At 69.9% G+C, this 16399-nt stretch carries 15 protein-coding genes and 1 tRNA gene; 2 read left to right on the top strand and 14 right to left on the bottom strand.

The window, feature by feature from the left end; genetic code table 11:
- The 9 genes from AB7F93_RS09150 to AB7F93_RS09110 all read right to left on the bottom strand — a co-directional run bounded on the left by AB7F93_RS09150 (position 1) and on the right by AB7F93_RS09110 (position 10027).
- The gene (locus AB7F93_RS09150; RefSeq protein WP_428302594.1) at positions 1 to 1245 is read right to left on the bottom strand and encodes a CaiB/BaiF CoA transferase family protein; all 1245 of its coding nucleotides are present in this window, start codon (positions 1243 to 1245) and stop codon (positions 1 to 3) included.
- Positions 1246 to 1442: 197 nt separating this feature from the next.
- Positions 1443 to 2690, bottom strand: a complete 1248-nt coding sequence (locus AB7F93_RS09145) for a DUF1329 domain-containing protein (RefSeq protein WP_428302593.1) — start codon at positions 2688 to 2690, stop codon at positions 1443 to 1445.
- Between the two features lie 253 nt (positions 2691 to 2943).
- Positions 2944 to 3552, bottom strand: a complete 609-nt coding sequence (locus tag AB7F93_RS09140) for a nucleotidyltransferase family protein (protein WP_428302592.1) — start codon at positions 3550 to 3552, stop codon at positions 2944 to 2946.
- Positions 3549 to 4553: an XdhC family protein gene (locus AB7F93_RS09135; RefSeq protein WP_428302591.1), complete on the bottom strand. Its 1005-nt coding sequence runs from the start codon at positions 4551 to 4553 to the stop codon at positions 3549 to 3551. Before AB7F93_RS09135 ends, AB7F93_RS09140 begins: the two co-directional genes overlap by 4 nt.
- A gap of 76 nt (positions 4554 to 4629) precedes the next feature.
- Positions 4630 to 5208: a class I SAM-dependent methyltransferase gene (locus tag AB7F93_RS09130; protein ID WP_428302590.1), complete on the bottom strand. Its 579-nt coding sequence runs from the start codon at positions 5206 to 5208 to the stop codon at positions 4630 to 4632.
- Positions 5209 to 5263: 55 nt separating this feature from the next.
- Positions 5264 to 6412 carry a CaiB/BaiF CoA transferase family protein gene (locus tag AB7F93_RS09125; RefSeq protein WP_428302589.1) on the bottom strand — a complete coding sequence of 383 codons (1149 nt, stop codon included), beginning with the start codon at positions 6410 to 6412 and terminating at the stop codon, positions 5264 to 5266.
- 43 nt (positions 6413 to 6455) lie between these two features.
- Positions 6456 to 7616: an amidohydrolase family protein gene (locus AB7F93_RS09120; protein ID WP_428302588.1), complete on the bottom strand. Its 1161-nt coding sequence runs from the start codon at positions 7614 to 7616 to the stop codon at positions 6456 to 6458.
- A gap of 12 nt (positions 7617 to 7628) precedes the next feature.
- Positions 7629 to 8753, bottom strand: a complete 1125-nt coding sequence (locus tag AB7F93_RS09115; RefSeq protein ID WP_428302587.1) for an amidohydrolase family protein — start codon at positions 8751 to 8753, stop codon at positions 7629 to 7631.
- A gap of 17 nt (positions 8754 to 8770) precedes the next feature.
- Positions 8771 to 10027 carry a CaiB/BaiF CoA transferase family protein gene (locus AB7F93_RS09110; protein ID WP_428302586.1) on the bottom strand — a complete coding sequence of 419 codons (1257 nt, stop codon included), beginning with the start codon at positions 10025 to 10027 and terminating at the stop codon, positions 8771 to 8773.
- Positions 10028 to 10157: 130 nt separating this feature from the next.
- On the opposite strand from AB7F93_RS09110, the gene AB7F93_RS09105 reads away from it, so the two are divergent.
- Together AB7F93_RS09105 and AB7F93_RS09100 are read left to right on the top strand one after the other, a co-directional pair.
- Complete coding sequence (locus AB7F93_RS09105) at positions 10158 to 11726, top strand: class I adenylate-forming enzyme family protein (RefSeq protein ID WP_428302585.1); 1569 nt, start codon at positions 10158 to 10160, stop codon at positions 11724 to 11726.
- 110 nt (positions 11727 to 11836) lie between these two features.
- A complete protein-coding gene (locus tag AB7F93_RS09100) occupies positions 11837 to 12367 on the top strand; it encodes a hypothetical protein (RefSeq protein WP_428302584.1) in 531 nt (176 codons plus the stop codon).
- A 20-nt stretch (positions 12368 to 12387) separates the two neighbouring features.
- Here AB7F93_RS09100 and AB7F93_RS09095 read toward each other — a convergent pair whose 3' ends face one another.
- From AB7F93_RS09095 to AB7F93_RS09075, 5 genes are all read right to left on the bottom strand, one after another.
- Entirely contained in the window at positions 12388 to 14085 is a 1698-nt protein-coding gene (locus tag AB7F93_RS09095; protein ID WP_428302583.1) for an N-acyl-D-amino-acid deacylase family protein, read from the bottom strand.
- 49 nt (positions 14086 to 14134) lie between these two features.
- Complete coding sequence (locus AB7F93_RS09090) at positions 14135 to 15256, bottom strand: amidohydrolase family protein (RefSeq protein ID WP_428302582.1); 1122 nt, start codon at positions 15254 to 15256, stop codon at positions 14135 to 14137.
- Between the two features lie 96 nt (positions 15257 to 15352).
- The gene (locus tag AB7F93_RS09085) at positions 15353 to 15763 is read right to left on the bottom strand and encodes a hypothetical protein (protein ID WP_428302581.1); all 411 of its coding nucleotides are present in this window, start codon (positions 15761 to 15763) and stop codon (positions 15353 to 15355) included.
- A gap of 41 nt (positions 15764 to 15804) precedes the next feature.
- Entirely contained in the window at positions 15805 to 16206 is a 402-nt protein-coding gene (locus AB7F93_RS09080; protein ID WP_428302580.1) for an acyl-CoA thioesterase, read from the bottom strand.
- 81 nt (positions 16207 to 16287) lie between these two features.
- A tRNA-Glu gene (locus AB7F93_RS09075) sits at positions 16288 to 16363 on the bottom strand.
- Positions 16364 to 16399: the final 36 nt, after the last annotated feature.

Raw genomic sequence — 16399 nt, 5'->3', positions numbered from 1 at the left:
TCAGATGATCTTGCGCGACTTCAAGTCGGCCAGATCCGCTTCGCCGAGACCGAGCTCGCCGCCGAGGATCTCGGCGTTGTGCTCGCCCAGCAGCGGCGCCGCCCGGCGCACGCCGCCCGGCGTGCGCGAGTGCTTGGTGGCGACGCCGTAGTGCGTGATCGGGCCGTGCACCGCGTGCTCCGCCTTCACGATCATGTCGCGGGCCTGGTAGTGGGGGAAGTTCACGATCTCGCCGAAGTCCATCACCGGTGCGGCCACGATGTCGGCGGCCTCCAGCGTGGCTTCCGCCTGCGCGGCGGTCTGCGTGGCGATCCAGGCGGCGACCTCTAGGTCCACGAATTCGGCGTTGGCGACGCGCGCGTCCCAGTCCTTGCAGCGCGGGTCGCTGGCGAGTTCAGGCTTGCCCATTACCGCGCACAGCGCCTGCCATTGCTTCTCGAACGGCGCGAACAGGCACAGCCAGTGGTCGTCCGCGGTGCGGTAGGTGTTCATCGGCGCGCCGCCGCCGATGGCGTTGCCGGAGCGCTGCCAGATGTAGTCGCACTCGGCCGCCGCCATGATGCCGTACGAGGTGGCATACAGCTGCGAGTCGGTGAGGCAGGCATCGATACGCTGGCCCTCGCCGGTGGCGTTGCGATGATGCAGCGCGGCCAGCGTGCCGATGGCCGCCTGCCAGCCGGCCATGTCGTCGGCGATCACCGTGCCGGCACGCAGCGGGCGCCCGCCGGCCTCGCCGGTGACGCTCATGAGGCCGCCCATGGCCTGACCGACCGGATCGAAACCGCGCTTGTGCGACAGCGGCCCGTACAGGCCAAAGCCCGAGATCGACGTGTAGATGATGTCCGGCTTGATGGCGCGGATGGCGTCGTAGCCGAGACCCCAGCCGTCCATGGTGCCGGGCGCGAAGTTCTCGATCAGGATGTCGGCCCGGGCCGCCAGGCGCCGGAACAGCGCCTGCCCCTCGGGCTTGCGGAAATCGAGCGTCACGCAGCGCTTGCCGCGGTTCATGCTGTTGTAGACCACCGACGATTCGCCGTCGCGCTGGCCGCGGATGAACGGCGGCACGAAGCGGTTGGGGTCACCCGTGCCCGGCAGCTCGCACTTGATGGACTCGGCGCCGAGGTCCGACAGGATCATTCCGCACACCGGGCCGGACGCGTAGTTGGTGGCCTCCAGCACGCGAAGGCCGGTCAACGGGCCCTGGGTGTCTGGGCGGGCATTGGCGAAGAACTCGGACTTGTCCACGGGGTCTCCTCGGGTGCGCGTGTTGCTTTGGTGCGGGCGAAACATAGCACCCGCCGGAGCCGGCTGGCGGGCACAAAAAACGCCCGCGGGCCACGAGGGCCGGCGGGCGTTTGACCAGCCGCGCGGCTGGAAGGCGGTCCGGGAGGCGCGGAGTTACGCCGCGCATCCCATCCGGGGCGGGACGCCCCGGCGTCCAATCAATTGATCAGACGCGGAATGGCATCCGGCGTGAACTCGGTTGCCTTGGCGTCCTTGTAGTTGTGCCGGCCCTTCGGGTCGGCGAACACGATGGTGGCGTGCAGACGCTGCAGGTCATACACCGGCACGTAGGTCACGGTCGGCGCCATGCTGCCGTCGTCGCGCTTGGTCGGACGGTAGTTGCAGTTCTCGATGCGCCACAGCTCGTTCTTCTTGTCGTAGAACTCCTGCCAGTGCAGCATCGGCGCGTGGATGTCGGCGTCGTAGTACTGCACCTTGCGGCTGAGCAGGTGGCCCTGGCCGGGCGTGCCCTCCACCACGTACACCTCGCGCGGCTCCCAGTCGTCCAGGATGTTCCAGTACGGTGCCTTGGTCATGTCGATCATCGGGAAGCGCTCGTTGGCGGTTCCGGAGACGGCGATAGTCGAGTGTGCCGAGGCCAGGATCCAGCGCTTGCCGACCAGCTTCCAGCCCTCGTACCAGGATGGGTCCGCACTCATCCCGAACGACTCGTCGTTCAGCAGGTCGGTGGAGGACAGCGGATCCGCCCAGGCGTTGCTGGACAGGCGCCGCACGCGGCGCACGCTGCGCACGTAGGCATACACATCCGGCAGGCGGGCGTCGGTGTACTGCACGGTCAGCACGCCAAGCCCGCGCGAGTCGTTCGGGTACTTGTTCAGCACCACCTCGTACTTGGCAATTTCACCCTTTGGGTCCGTCAGCGCCGGGTTCAGCGCGCCGTCGGCGAGGTAGCGGGCGAAGCGCCAGTGCTGCTCGCGCTCGAAGCCCTTCTGGCCGTTGATCAGCGCGAAGTACATCGGGTTGTAGTCCACCACGTCGGCGTACCAGGCGCCGCGCATGAAGTTGTATGCCAGCTTGGCGCCGTCGGCCGGGTTGGCCGCGTCGATGCTGGCGAACGGCATGCCGGTGACGAAGCCCTGCAGCTTCTTGTCCGCCCCGATGCTGGCCTTGCCAGCGTTTTCCTTGGTGGCGGCGACCAGCTTGGGGTCGACCTGCATCGCCTCGGTCTTGCGCAGGCGCATCTGCAAGCCGAACTCGCGGATCATCTTTTCCTGCGTCGGCAGGATGAGGTCCGAAAGCGGCTTGCCTGCGAACGTCTGGGACTTGATCTGATCGATGTTGGCCGCACTGATGACGGTGCCTTCGGCGACATCGGCCGCCTGGGCGTGGGTCAGGAATCCCGCCAGCGCGAGCGCGCCCAGAGCGGTTGTGGATGGTTTGAACATGACTTTCCTTGTCCAGTGAGAGGATGCCGACGGGTGCTGCCGGCCGTGAGCGTGACGTGTGAACGATTCGACAGGGGTGATGACAGACCTCCGGCTACGTGGACAAACGCACCATCGCGCCCCGGTCGTGATGATCGGGGGGGTGCCTGAACCTGGTGGGGGAAGAAGCAGGTGCGTGAACTGGCGTGTAGGCCAGCCACGGTGCGCAAGGATACCGCACGGGCCAGGCGCGCATGAAGGAATGCGGGTCTTTTCAGCCTGGACTTGACCGAAGTCGGGCCAGCTGACCGGTCGCGGCGGTCAGGTCGGCCGGGGTGTCGATGTCGGTGAGGATGCCGGCGTCGTCGACCGGAAGCTCCCGGATCTGCTCGGCGTGTCGGTGCAGCAGCGCACGCGCGCCCTGATCGGCCTGCAGCGCCCCGAGTGCCGGCACGAAGTGCGCCGCAAACCCCACCGGGTGGCCGCGCCGGCCTCGATACACCGGCAGGGCAATGGCGGCTCCCGTATCGAGCGCGTCCCGCACCTTGCGCGCGCTGGGCACCGCGATTGCCGGCATGTCGCCGAGCGCGATCAGGACAGGGTGGCCAGCCGGCACCTCGCGCGCGGCGCAGGCCAGGCTGAAGCCCATGCCGTCGGCGGCGCGCCCGCACAGCACCAATCGCGCGCCGGCGTCCCGCAGCACGGCGTGCAGCGCCTCGTCGCCCGGTCGAACCACGGCGATTACCTCGTCGACCGCGCCTTGCAGTGTCGCCAGCGCGTGCAGCACCAGCGGCTGGCCGTGCAGCGGCGCCAGCAGCTTGCCGCCGCCAAAGCGCGTGCCGGCGCCGGCGGCGAGCAGGATGCCGACGGTCGGCGTCGTCACGCGGCGCTTACCGCCTTGCGCGTGGCGTTGTCGAGCAGACCCGCGCGCGCGGTGGCGAGCGCGCCGTTGCGGGCCGCGATCAGTTCCGCGGCGATGGCGACTGCGATTTCCATCGGCGCGTGCGAGCCGATGGGCAGGCCGATCGGTGCGTGCAAACGGCCGATGGCCGCGTCCGGCACGTCGAGTTCGCGCAGGCGTTCAAGGCGCTTGTCCGTGGTGCGCTGCGAACCGAGCGCGCCGACGTAGAACGCCGGCGATTCCAGCGCCTCGATCAGCGCCATGTCATCGACACGCGGGTCGTGCGTGAGCGTGATGACCGCCGAGCGCTTGTCGGTGACGCGGGCGCGGATCACGTCGTCCGGCAGGCCGGCCACCACTTCCGTGCCCGGCACGTCCCAGGCCGCGGCGTAGTCCGGGCGCGGGTCGCACACCACCACGTGGTAGTCGAGCGCCTGCGCGAGCTGCGCGATGCAGCGCGACAGCTCGGCCGCGCCGATGATGATGAGCTGCCACTGCGGGCCGAACACCTTGCGCAGCACGCCGCCTTTCACCTGGCAGGCGGCGGTGTGCGTGTCGGCCGGCAGCAGACGGCTCGCGCCGGAGTAGAGATCAAGCTCGCGGCAGACGGCGCGGCGCTCGGCGAGCGCGTCCTGTACCGGCCCCAGCGCGGCGGCGTCGCAGATCGGCTCGCACACCAGCTCCAGCGTGCCGCCGCAGGGCAGGCCAAAGCGCTCGCCTTCCTCGCGCGTCATGCCGTAGGTCACCCGCTCGGGGCCAGCGGCGGCCAGCCGGCCCTCGCGCAGTTTGGCGATCAGGTCGTCTTCCACGCAGCCGCCGGACACCGAGCCCATGAGCTGGCCCGGCCCGCCGACGGCGAGCAGCGAGCCCGCCGGCCGCGGCGACGAGCCCCAGGTCTGCACCACCGTGACCAGGTGCGCCCGCGCGCCGGCGCGAACCCAGTCCAGCAGGGCGCGGATGACGTTCAGATCGCTGCTGTCCATTGCCGTAAGTAAGGGTGTCGAGGTGAAGGTGCGTGACGATTTTACGTGCCGCCGCATGCACGGCGGGGCGGCACGCTCAGTGGTGCTTTAGGCCGACGGCCCGCGCCAGCGCAAGCCGCTCGCCGTCACGGCCATCGAACGGCCCTTCCGCGTAATGCAGGATGTCGAGCTGCCACAGCAGGTGCCGCAGTTCGCCCGGGCGCAGGCGAAAGTGGTCCGAGCCGGGCCCGTCCACCGGCGTCGGCCAGCGCAGGTGCTGCTCGAACAGCACGTGGCCACCGGGGCGTAGGGCTTCCGCGAACTGGGCGGTGAGGTCCCGGTTCACGTAATGGATGTTGACGATGAGGTCGTACTGCGCCGGCGGCAAGCGCAGGTCCGACAAGTCCGCGCACTGCCAGTCCACGGTCACGCCGCGCCGCTCGGCCTCTGTTCGGGCGCGCGCCAGCGCCGTCGGCGCGATGTCGACGGCGGTGACGTCGAAGCCCGCCTCGGCCAGTGCGATGGCGGTGGCGCCAAGGCCGCAGGCCACGTCGAGTGCCCGCCCGCGCGGCAGGCGCGGCAACCAGTCGAGCACGAACGCGGACGGCTGGGCGGCGTAGGCGGCGGTGCCGGCCTGGTAGCGCGCTTCCCAGCGCGCGGCGTCGGATTGGCTCATCGGGTGGCGGTGGTTGGCGAGTGGCGGCGGCCAACCGTATCGCAGAGCGGAGTGCTCAGCCGGCTTTCGGCCCGGCCACCGCGCCGCTGGTCAGAAGCTGTGCAATTTCTCCGGCGCCAAACCCCCAGCCGGCGAGGATCTGCTCGCTGTCCGCCCCCACCGGCCGCGGGCCGTGGGCGATTTGCGGCCGCGTACGGCTGAAGCGTGGCGCCGGCGCCGGATGCAGCATGCCGTCCACCTCGACGAAGCTCTCGCGCGCCACGTTGTGCGGATGGTTGGGCGCCTCGGCCAGCGACAGCACCGGCGCAAAACACGCGTCGCCGCCTTCCAGCAGCGCGCACCATTCGTCGCGGGTCTTGGTCCTGAAGATGCGCGCCAGTTCTTCCTTGAGCTGCGGCCAGGCGCGCGCGTCGTGCTGGTTCTTGAACAGATCGGGATCGGCGCCGGTCTCACGGATCAGCGTGGCGTAGAACTGCGGCTCCATGGCGCCCACGGACACCCACTTGCCGTCGGCGGTCTCGTAGGTGTTGTAGTAGTGCGAGGCGCCGTCCAGCATGTTGCTGCCGCGCTCGTCCCGCCACATGCCGGCCTGGTGCATGGCGTAGAACATGCCCATCAGCACGGCGCTGCCTTCCACCATGGAGCAGTCGATCACCTGGCCTTGGCCGGAGTTTCTGGCCTCGATCAGTCCGCAGGCGATGCCGAATGCCAGGAACATGCCGCCGCCGCCGAAGTCGCCGACCAGATTCAGCGGCGGGATCGGCCGGCCGCCTTTCTCGCCGATGCCGTGCAGCGCGCCAGCCAGCGCGATGTAGTTGATGTCGTGCCCGGCGCCCTGCGCCAGCGGGCCGTCCTGGCCCCAGCCGGTCATGCGGCCGTAGATGAGCCTGGGATTGCGGGCAAGGCACGCGTCGGGCCCCAAGCCCAAACGCTCCATCACGCCCGGGCGAAAGCCCTCGATCAGCGCGTCGGCCTGCTCGACCAGTTTCAGCACCGTGGCGATGCCGTCCGGGTGCTTCAGATCCACCGCCAGCGACTTGCGGTTGCGGCCGAGGATGTCCGCCCTGGCGCCGCTGAACATATTGCCGCCCGGCCGGTCGACGCGGATTACTTCCGCACCCATGTCCGCCAGCATCATGGCGCACAGCGGTCCCGGCCCGAGGCCGACCATTTCGATGATTTTGATGCCCTTCAGTGGACCCACGGTGTGCTCCTGGTGCGGATGAAAGTGCCTGGCCGCGGCCCGGTCAGGCGGTCGGGAAGCCGAAGATCGACACCGCGTTGTCGTGCACGATGCGCTGCGTGTCGGCGGCCGGAATGCCGGCGAAATCGTGTGCGATCTGCTTGCGCGAGAACGGCCACACGCCTTCCGTGTGCGGGTAATCGGAACCCCACAACAGCGTCTCGACGCCGGTGACCTCGCGCGTGAGGATGCCGGCGCGGTCGTCCTCGAAGGTGGCTGCGAAGCTGCGCCGGAAATAAAAGCTCGGCGGCTGCGGCAGCGGCGGGTCCATCCACTGCCCGCGCGCCCGGCCCTCGTGCCACCAGGCGTCGGCGTGGCCGAGCGCGGCGGCGATCCAGCCGATGCCGCCCTCGGTGATGACCCATTTCATCCCTGGGAAACGCTGCGGCGCGCCGCCCCAGATCACCTGCTGCAGCGCGATGTTGAAGTCAAAGCGCCCGCCGCACACGATGAGCGCGCCCGCGCCCGGCCCCCGGTAGCGGCCGAAGGTCTCCTGCCCGCCGCCGACATGCAGCGAGCAGGGCATGGCGAGTGCCTCAAGGCGCTCCCACAGCACGTCCCAGTCCGGCAGGTTGTAGGGCCGGTTGGGCGCCACGATCGGCAGCATGGCGCCGACCAGGCCGAGCTTGCGGCAGCGTTCCGCCTCGTCGGCCGACCGGCGCAGTTCACCCGCCGTCGGCAGCACCGCCATGCCTTTCAGGCGCCGCGGATGGGCGGCGCAGAACTCCGCCAGCCAGTCGTTGTAGACGCGGCAGGCGGCGAGTTGGTAGTCCGCGTCCGGCGCCAGCGCCATGAACAGCCCGAGACCCGGGTAGATCAGCTCGCCGGCCACGCCGTCGATGTCCTGATCCTGCATGCGCGCGTCGGGGTCGTAACAGCCGGGGCGGATGTGGTCCGCGTAGCGGTAGCCCTTGGGCGCCGGGATTTCGAGCCCGGCCGCCTTGATGTCCGCCATCGGCCCCTCAAAGGCCAGCGGGCGCGGGCGCATGCCGTCGATGATGAAGTAGTCGCCGGTCTCGTCGAGCGCCTCGATGCGCGGCGCGCGCTCGCGCCACTGGCGGTCCATGCGCGTGGTCCACAGGTCCGGCGGCTCCACGATGTGCGAATCCGCCGACAGGATGCGCTGCTGATAGGGCTCGGTCACCTGTTCGTAGCGGGCGTGCATGGGCGTGTCCTCTTAAATCTCGATGCCGAACAGCCGCGCCGCGTTGCCGCTGGCGATCGCTGCGGCGTCGGTGTCGGGCAGCGCATTCAGTTCGCTGCCGAGTGCATCGGTGGCGGCGTCCGGCCCAAGACCCCACAGCAGGTTTTGCGTGCCGATGATCTGCCGCGTCGCAAGACCCGCGGTGTCCGCCCGCAGTGTGGCGAAGCCCTGCTGGTGCCAGAAGTGGCTCGGCGCGTGCGCCAGGCGCGGCTCCATCCAGCCCTTGTGGTCGCTCCACCAGTGATCCATGAGGTTGATCTGCGTGGCGAGCCAGCCGGCGCCGCTGCCGACCAGGCCAAAGCGCAGGCCCGGAAAGCGCTGCGCGCCGGCGCCCCAGACGATCATCTGCAGGAACTCGTTCAGTTCGTACTTGCCGGTGCTGAGCAGGATGCCGCCGGCGCCGGGCCCGGTGGGCGATAGCGCGGCGCCTTCCTCCGGGCCAAGGTGCACGGCGCACACAAGACGGTGTGCTTGCATTGCCGCCCAGGCGGCGTCCCACGCCGGCATGTTGTAGGGCGTGACGGCGTGCCTGGCCGGCAGCACCACGCCGGCAAGGCCGAGCGCCGCCGCGTGCTCGATCTCGGCGACGATGTCAGCCATTTCCGCTCTCGCCGGCAGCAGCGCCATGCCCTTGAGGCGCTTGGGATCGGCGGCGCAAAAGGCGGCGAGCCAGTCGTTGTAGACGCGGCAGCACAGCTGTTGGAGCTGCGCGTCTGGACTCGTGGTGACGAGCAGGCCGAGCGTCGGGTACAGCACCTCGGCCGCGAGCCCGGCGGCGCGCTGCCAGGCGAGTCGCGCGGCGCCGTCCCGATCCTGGGACGCCTGCCGGTAGCAGCCGGCCTCGTACCCGGCGCCGACGTCAATGCCGATGCGGGACAACTGCGTCAGCGGCGCGGGCAGGCCGAGCGGACGGGGCGCCACGCCGTCGATCTCGAACTGATCGCCCCGCGCGCCTCGCGTGACCTGCGGCCCCCGGTCTCGCCACTGCGCCGGCAGTGCCTGCTGCCACAGGTCGGCGGGCTCGGTGAGGTAGGACTCGGCCGAGATCAGCGTGCCCGCGTACGCGGCCGGCTGGGCTTTGGTCGCGGCTTGTGCCATGCGTTGTTCCCTGGCGGTCAGATGATGTTGCGCGCCCTGAGATCGGCCAGGCGCGCGGCGTCGAGTCCGAGTTCGTCGCCGTACACCGTATCGTTGTGCTGGCCCATGTCCGGCGCCGGGCCACGCACGCGCGCCGGGGTGCGCGAGAACTTGGGCACCACGCCATAGGTACGCAGCGTGCCGTAGCGCGGGTGCTGCATGTCGATGACGCTCTCGTGTTCGAGGAACTGCTCGTACTGCGCGACTTCCGTGTGGTCCAGGACCGGCCCGACGCTGACGCCGGCCGCCTGCAGGCGGCGCACCACATCGTCCCGGTCGTGCGCGGCCACCCAGTCGGCGGTGATCTGATCGACGAACTCGCGGTTCTGCGCCCGCGCCCGCATGCCGTTGCAGCGCGGGTCGTCGATCAGATCCTCGCGACCCATCACGGCGCACACGCGCGGCCACAGCGTGTCCAGGATGGCGAACAGGAACACGTGGCCGCCGTCGCGGCAGCGGTAGCAGTTCATGGGCGCGCCAAGGTCGATGCTGTTGCCCATGCGCGGCCACTGCCGGCCGGCGTTATGGGCGGCCATGATGCGCTGGTCGCTCGCGTAGATCGCCGTGTCGGCCAGCGCCACGTCGATGTACTGGCCCTCGCCGGTGCGCTCGCGGTGCAGCAGCGCCGCCATTGCGCCCATCGCGCCCTGCCAGCCGGTGAGGTGGTCGATGAGGTTGGCGGTCGAGATCAGCGGGTCGCCGCCCGGCACGCCGTTCATGGACATCATGCCGGACACCGCCTGCGCCACCGTGTCCACGCCGCGCATGGCGCTGAGCGGTCCCCACTGGCCGAAGCCGCTGACGGACACATAGACGACGGCCGGGTTGATGGCGCGGATGGCCGGGTAGTCGAGGCCGAGGGCCTGCATGGAGCCCGGCGTGAAGTTCTCGACCAGCACGTCGGCCTCGCGCGCCAGATCGCGGAAGATCGCCTGGCCGTCCGGTGTGCGGATGTCGAGCGTCACCGCGCGCTTGCCGCGGTTCACGGACATGTGCCAGCAGGCGGCGTTCGGGTTGCGGCCCCCGTCGAGATCCCCGTCGAGAAAGGGCTCCATCCAGCGCGTCATGTCGCCCTGGCCGGGCAGCTCGCAGCGCAGGACGTCGGCGCCGAGGTCCGCGAACACGGTGCCGACCACCGGGCCGGCCACGGCCTGCGTCACTTCCAGCACGCGGTAGCCGGCCAGCGGGCCGCGGCTGTCGGGGTCGGCTTCGCGATAGAACTCGTCGCGGGTCATGGGGTTCCCCTCGCTCGTCGGCGGCTGCCCGGTGCTTCTTGTTCTGCGGGCGGTTGACGCTCGGCGGCGCCGTCCGCAAGATTCATCCTAAACGAACGATCAGGCGATTGAAACCAAGCTGGAGGGGACGATGGCGACACGCGATGTCACGCTGCGCGACATGCTGCACCGGGCGGCCGACTGGTTCCCGCAAGGCGAGCGGGTGGTGGACGAGCTGTTCCGCTACACCTACCCGCAGCTGCGCGCCCAGGTGCAGCGCTGCGCGGCGCTGTACCACGCGCTTGGCGTTCGCAAGGGCGACCGCGTGGCGCTGCTCACGGTGGGCTCTGTGCAGCACGTGGTGGCGCTGTTCGGCGCGTTCGAGATCGGCGCCATTCCGTCCGCGCTGCACGTGCGCGAGTCGGTCGGCACGCTGAGCGCGGTGCTGACGGAGCTGTCGCCACGCGTGCTGGTGTACGACGGCGCCTTCGCGGAGTTGGCGGACCAATTGCGCACGCGCAATCCGCTGATCACGGGCTTCGTGCGCGTGGTGTCGCCGCACACGCCGCCGGAGGCGCGCGACGCGGGCGCCGATCCTGTCCTGCCGCGCGATCTCGAAAACTACCGGCTCGACTTCGAGCCGATGGACATCCACGAGCACGACCTGGCCATCATCGCGCTGTCGTCCGGCACCACGGGCCTGCCGAAGGGCGTGATGCACAGCAACCGCACGCTGATGGAAAGCGCCCGCGGCGGCAGCTACCTGTGGCGCATGATGCCGTCCGACGCCATGTGCAACATGATGTCGACCGCCTTCATCGGCTGGTACAACGTGACGCTGCCGGTGATCAACGCCGGCAGCAAGGTGGTGTTCCTGCCGCACTGGGACCCGCGGCGGTTCCTGGAGGCGGTGCAGAACGAGCGCTGCACGCACGCGTTCCTGGCGCCGACCATGTGGCGCATGCTGCTGCGGCACGGCCTGGACGGATTCGATCTGTCATCCATCACGTCCGCCGGTTTCGCCGGCGAGCCGATGGACACCGCCACGCTGCGCGAGATCAAGGCGCGCGTGTCGCCCAACATCTTCAACATCTACGGCAGCACCGAGTCCGGCTCGTGCTCGGCCGGCACCGTGATGTTCCCGAGCGACCTCGAGGACGAAGCGCGCATCGACAGCGTCGGCCGGCCGATGCTGAACGGCGACGTGCGCGTCATCAAACCGGGCGGCACGGCTGATGATGTGCTGCCTCCGGGCGAGGAGGGCGAGGTGCTGATCCGCGGCCCGTCGGTGGCGGTCGGCTTCTGGTACCGGCCGTCGCTGGCGCGCAAGGTGTTCGAGGGCCCGTGGTGGCACTCCGGCGACATGGGCATGATCGACGCGGACCGCTACGTGTACCTGCGCGGGCGCATCGACGACATGATCATCTCCGGCGGCATCAACATCCTGCCGTCCGCCGTCGAGGACGCCGTCATGCGCCACCCGGCGGTGAGCGAGGCGGCCGTCATCGGCGTGCCGGACGAGCGCTGGGGCCAGCGCGTGGTCGCGTGCGTGGTGACACGCGCGCCGGTGACCGCCGAAGACCTCGACGCCTTCGTGCACGAGACCGATCTTGCGGCTTATGCCCGCCCGCGCGAGTACCGCTTCATGGACGAACTGCCGAAGGGCAACACCGGCAAGGTGAGCCGCAAGATGCTGCGCTCGCAGTTGGCGGGTGGGTGAGGCGGCGCCGCTCGCGTCGATCGCGAAGCGCGCTTTCCGGCGGCCAACATCGCGTCCCGACCGGAGCACGGGCGCGGTGATCGGCGCGTCCCGGGGGAGGGGAGGCGCGGATGGATAGCCTGGCGCAGCAACTGCCGCAGATCATCGCCGCCGCGGCGCAGAGCGAGCTTGGCATCCTCGCCCTGCTGGTGGTGGCGCTCGCGGCGCTGGCCTACGTGTTTTTTGCCCGCGCCTCGGAGCGGGCACGGCTTGGTGTGTTCGTGCTGCTGTTCGCCGGCGTGGTCGGGTTTGCAGCGGCGATGTTTCAGGCCGCGCCGCGCGAGCCGACGGACGCTGAGGCGGATGGAACGTCGGCATTCGGTCCCGAAGCGCTGTCGGCCGAGGCGCAGGTGGTGCTGCGTGAGGCAGCGGCCGATCCCGGCGGCGTGGTGACGCTTGTGCATTACGGCGGGGGTTCGGAACTCACCGCCGGCGACAGGAACCTGCTGCCCGACCAGAGCCCGCGCACGCGTGCGGTGTGGGAAGGCGCCTTGCGGGAGCTGCTGGCGGCGGGCCTGCTGTCGGCCAACAGCGCCGACGCTGAGATCTTTCGCGTCACGCGCGAGGGCTATGAGGTGGCCGGTCGCCTGCGCGGGCGGTAGGCGACCGGCCAGGGCGCGCCTTACTGGACCACTTCCCCGCTGCGCAGCGCCCGGCCCGGCATCGGCCCCTGGTGCTCGCCGTGTTCGTACAGCACGGCGCCATTGACGACGGTGGCGGCCACGCCTTCGGCATGCTGCACCCAGCGCTTGCCGCCGCCCGGCAGGTCGAAGGCTTTTTGTGATTCGAGCGGCCGCACGCGCGCGGCGTCGAATAGCGCCAGATCCGCGTACCAGCCGGGCTTGAGGGTGCCGCGGCCGGGGATGCCGAAGAACTCGGCCTGCTCGGCGGTGAGGCGGCGCACGGCGTCTTCCATGGTCAGCACCTTCTGCTCGCGTACCCAGCGGGCGAGCATGTAGGTGGCGTAGCCGGCGTCGCACATCATGTCCACGTGCGCACCGGCGTCGGAAAGGCCAATCAGCAGGCGCGGGTCCTTGATCAGCGGTACCACCTCGGCGGCATCGTGATTGAGCGCCACCAGTTCGAAGATGGCGCCGAGTTCGTCCGCAAACGCAATGTCGAACATCAGGTCCACCGGGTCGCGGCCGGCGTCCGCCGCCATGCGGGCCACGGTGTGCTTGGACTCGGCCAGCTTCAGCGTGGCCGCGCTGTCGCCGTCGACGAGGCGCACGCGGTCCCAGAAATCCGCCCGCAGCGCCTCGTTCTTCAGGATGTCGCGGCGGAACTGCTCGCGGAACTCCGGCGACCGGTAGGTGCGGACCTTGTCGGCTAGCGACATCGCCATTACCGGCCGCCAGCACTCGAAAAGCCCGAGGATGAACGGGTTCCTGAGGTGGAACTGGAACTTGATCGGGTGGCAGGTGGTCTGCGGCACGAGGCGGTCCCGGCCGGTCAGATCCGTCAGCGCCGCCATCTTCTGGATGTAGGTGTCGCCCGTGCCGGGCGTGTTGAAGCTGCCGACGTAGGTGACCGGCCGGCCGCTTTCCTCGACCAGCAGCGCCAACAGTTCGCGCTGCGCTTCGGACACCGTGTCGGTGGGCGTGACGGTGAGTTCGATCGCCCCACGGCCGAGTTCGTTCAGCACGCGGGCGAGCGCCCGGTACTCGCCGTGATCGGCGTGGCGGCAGGCGAGCGGCTTGCCCTCGTGGCCGACGTGGATGCCGAGCACGGTGGTCGAGAAGCCGAACGCGCCGTCCTGCATGGCCTGCCGGAACACGCTCGCCATTTCGGCGGCTTCGGCAGGTGTCGCTGCGCGCTCGCGCGCCGCCGCGCCCATCACCCAGTGCCGCAGCGGCGTCATTGCCACGAGACCGGCCACGTTGATGCCTAGCCCGCCCGCGTCCATGGCGTCGAGGTACTCGCCGAACGTCTGCCAGCGCCAGTCGACGCCGCGGCGCAGCGCCTCCTCGGGCATGCCCTCTACGTGCACGAGATCGCCGATCAGCACGTCGTGCAGGTCCGGCCGGGCGGGGGCGAGGCCGACGCCGCAGTTGCCGGTGACGACCGTCGTGACGCCGTGCTCGGGCGACGAGGTCAGCAGGCCGTCCCAGCAGAACTGCGCGTCGTAGTGCGTGTGCGGGTCGATGAAGCCCGGCGTCACGGTCAGACCATCCGCCTTGATGCGCCGGCGCGCGCGGGCGGTGCTGCGCGTGCGGGTGATGGTGGTGATGCGGTCGGCGTCAATGACGAGGTCGCCGGTATAGGCCGGCGCACCCGTGCCGTCGACGACGGTGCCGCCCTCGATGATGAGGTCGTGCATGGCGTTCTCCTCGGGCCGGGTCGTTGCCCGGCGGTCGTTCTCTTCGGGCTCAGTTCAGCGGCAGCCGGAACACGCCGCGCACGTTGTCGCGCACGATCTTGCGTCGCTCGGTGGCGGTCAGGTCCGCCGTATGGCGGTCCAGGATCTCCTGCGACCACGGCCAGGTGGAGTCCGAGTGCGGGTAGTCGTTGGCCCACAGCAGGTGGTCCACGTTCAGCAGATCCTTCACCTTGAAGGCGCTCCAGTCGTCCTGGAAGGTGACCCAGACGTTGTCGCGGATGTACTCGCTCGGCATTTTCGAGAAGCCCTCGATGTTGCCGCCGGGGTTGTGGAAGCTCACCGCGTGGTCGATGCGGTACGAGTAGTGCGGCAGCCAGCCGGCGTCGCCCTCGGCGCACACCATCCGCAGCCGCGGGTGGCGCTCGAACACGCCGCCGAGCACGAACAGGCCGATCATGTCCTGCACCGTGCGCATGATCTTGAGGAACGCCGTCAGCGGGTGGCCACGGCGGTTGTCGAGCGCCGCCGCGATCTCGCCGCCACGGGCGGTGAGGATGTGAAAGCAGATCGGCAGATCAAGATCCACCGCGCACTGCCACAGCGCGTCGTACTCCGGCTGGTCGTAGTCGCCCTGCTGGGGGTTGCCCGGCATCATCATGCCGACGAAGCCCATCGCCTTGGCGCGCTCGAAGTCGCGGATGGCGGCATCGACCGACGTGACCGCCGTCTGCGCCAGGCCAAAGAGGCGCCCCGGCGCCGCGCCGCAGAAGGTTTGCAGCCAGCGGTTGTAGGCCTGAAAGCAGGCGTCCATGTAGGCGTAGTCGGGATGGCTGCACAGCACCATGCCGAGCGAGGCGTAGATCACTTCGGCGTCCAGGCCGTCCCGCTGCTGCGCCTCGACGCGCGCCGTCGGGTCCCAGCCGCCGGCCGGCAGCTGGTCGAAGGTGGCGTGGGCGATGAAGTCCTGCTTGGCGTGGTCCTTGAGGCCCGCGCTCGCCAGCAGGCCGACCGTGGTGGTACGCGGCAGGTCACGCACCCAGTAGGTGTCGTAGCCGTCCGCGTGGCGCACCACGCGTGGCGCCACGTCGCGGTACTTCGGCTCGATGAAGTCGGCGTAACAGTGGGGCGGCTCCACGATGTGAGAGTCCGCGGAAATGCAGCGCATGTCCATGATCGCTCCTCCTGCCCGTGTGGTTTTGTGTAGGGCGGGGGCGAGTGTAGCGCCGGCTGGCGCGGACGATTGCAGGGCCGTCTGGCGGCCCACAGGTCAGGGGTCGGGAATCACGCGGCCGGGCTCGGCCGGACGGCTAAGCGGTGGCCGCGGCGCGGCCTGTTCGAGGTCCCGAATCAGGCGTTCGCCCTGCACGCGTTGCGCGTCCTGCGCCGCGCTGCCCGGAGTTGGCGCCGCGCGTTGCTGCTCGCCGGTCAGGCGCCGCCGGGTGTCGTGCAACTTCGCATCGGCATCGCGCGCGCAGGTGGCGTAATCCTGCGCCGCGGCGCATTCCCGCAGCGCGCGGGTATGACGTGCCTCGGCCTCGGTTTCGGCCTGGCGGATGCTGCCTTCGCGATTGCTCGTGTTCGGCGCGCCGTCGGTTGCGGCGGCGACAGGCGGGCCTGCGAGCAGCCAGGCCGCGACGGCCAGCCGGGCTAGCCTTCCGATCAAGCGGGGGTCACGCATTGGCATCGTCCCGCTCGCTGATCGGTACTCGGCGCCCGGCTTCAGGGCGCTGCGCCGTCGAGTTCCGGCACCGGCCGCGGCCGGCGCTGATCGTCTACCGCGACGAAGGTGGCGGTGGCTTCGGTGACCTTGACCACCTGGCCCGGGTCGGCGGCACGTTCGGCGTAGGCTTCAAGATGCAGCGTGAGCGAGGTGCGACCGACGCGCACGACGCGGCCGTAGCAGCTCACAAGATCACCCACGAACACCGGCTGGTGGAACTCGAAGGCGTTCATGGCGACGGTAACGACACGCCCGCGCGCCCGGCGGCTCGCGACGATGCCGCCGGCGAGGTCGATCTGGGACATCAGCCAGCCGCCGAAGATGTCGCCGGTCGGGTTGGTGTCGGCCGGCATGGCCAGCACGCGAATCGCCGGCTCCGTGCCGGCAAGGACGGGATCCATGGCGGGGCGGCCCCTTGAAACGGCGCGCTGGCGCCCAATGTGACTGTGCGATGCGCCGGTACGTCAGACAGACCGGGCGAATGGCGCTCCCTAGGGGACTCGAACCCCTGTTTTCGCCGTGAGAGGGCGACGTCCTGGGCCACTAGACGAAGGGAGCCGGTGGCCGAAAAGGCAAGCTGCTACTATACCCGAC

The organism is Immundisolibacter sp. (assembly GCF_050250495.1).
Taxonomy (GTDB): domain Bacteria; phylum Pseudomonadota; class Gammaproteobacteria; order Immundisolibacterales; family Immundisolibacteraceae; genus Immundisolibacter.
The sequence above is the reverse complement of the archived record's forward strand: the minus strand, read 5'-3'. Positions and strand labels throughout refer to the sequence as shown.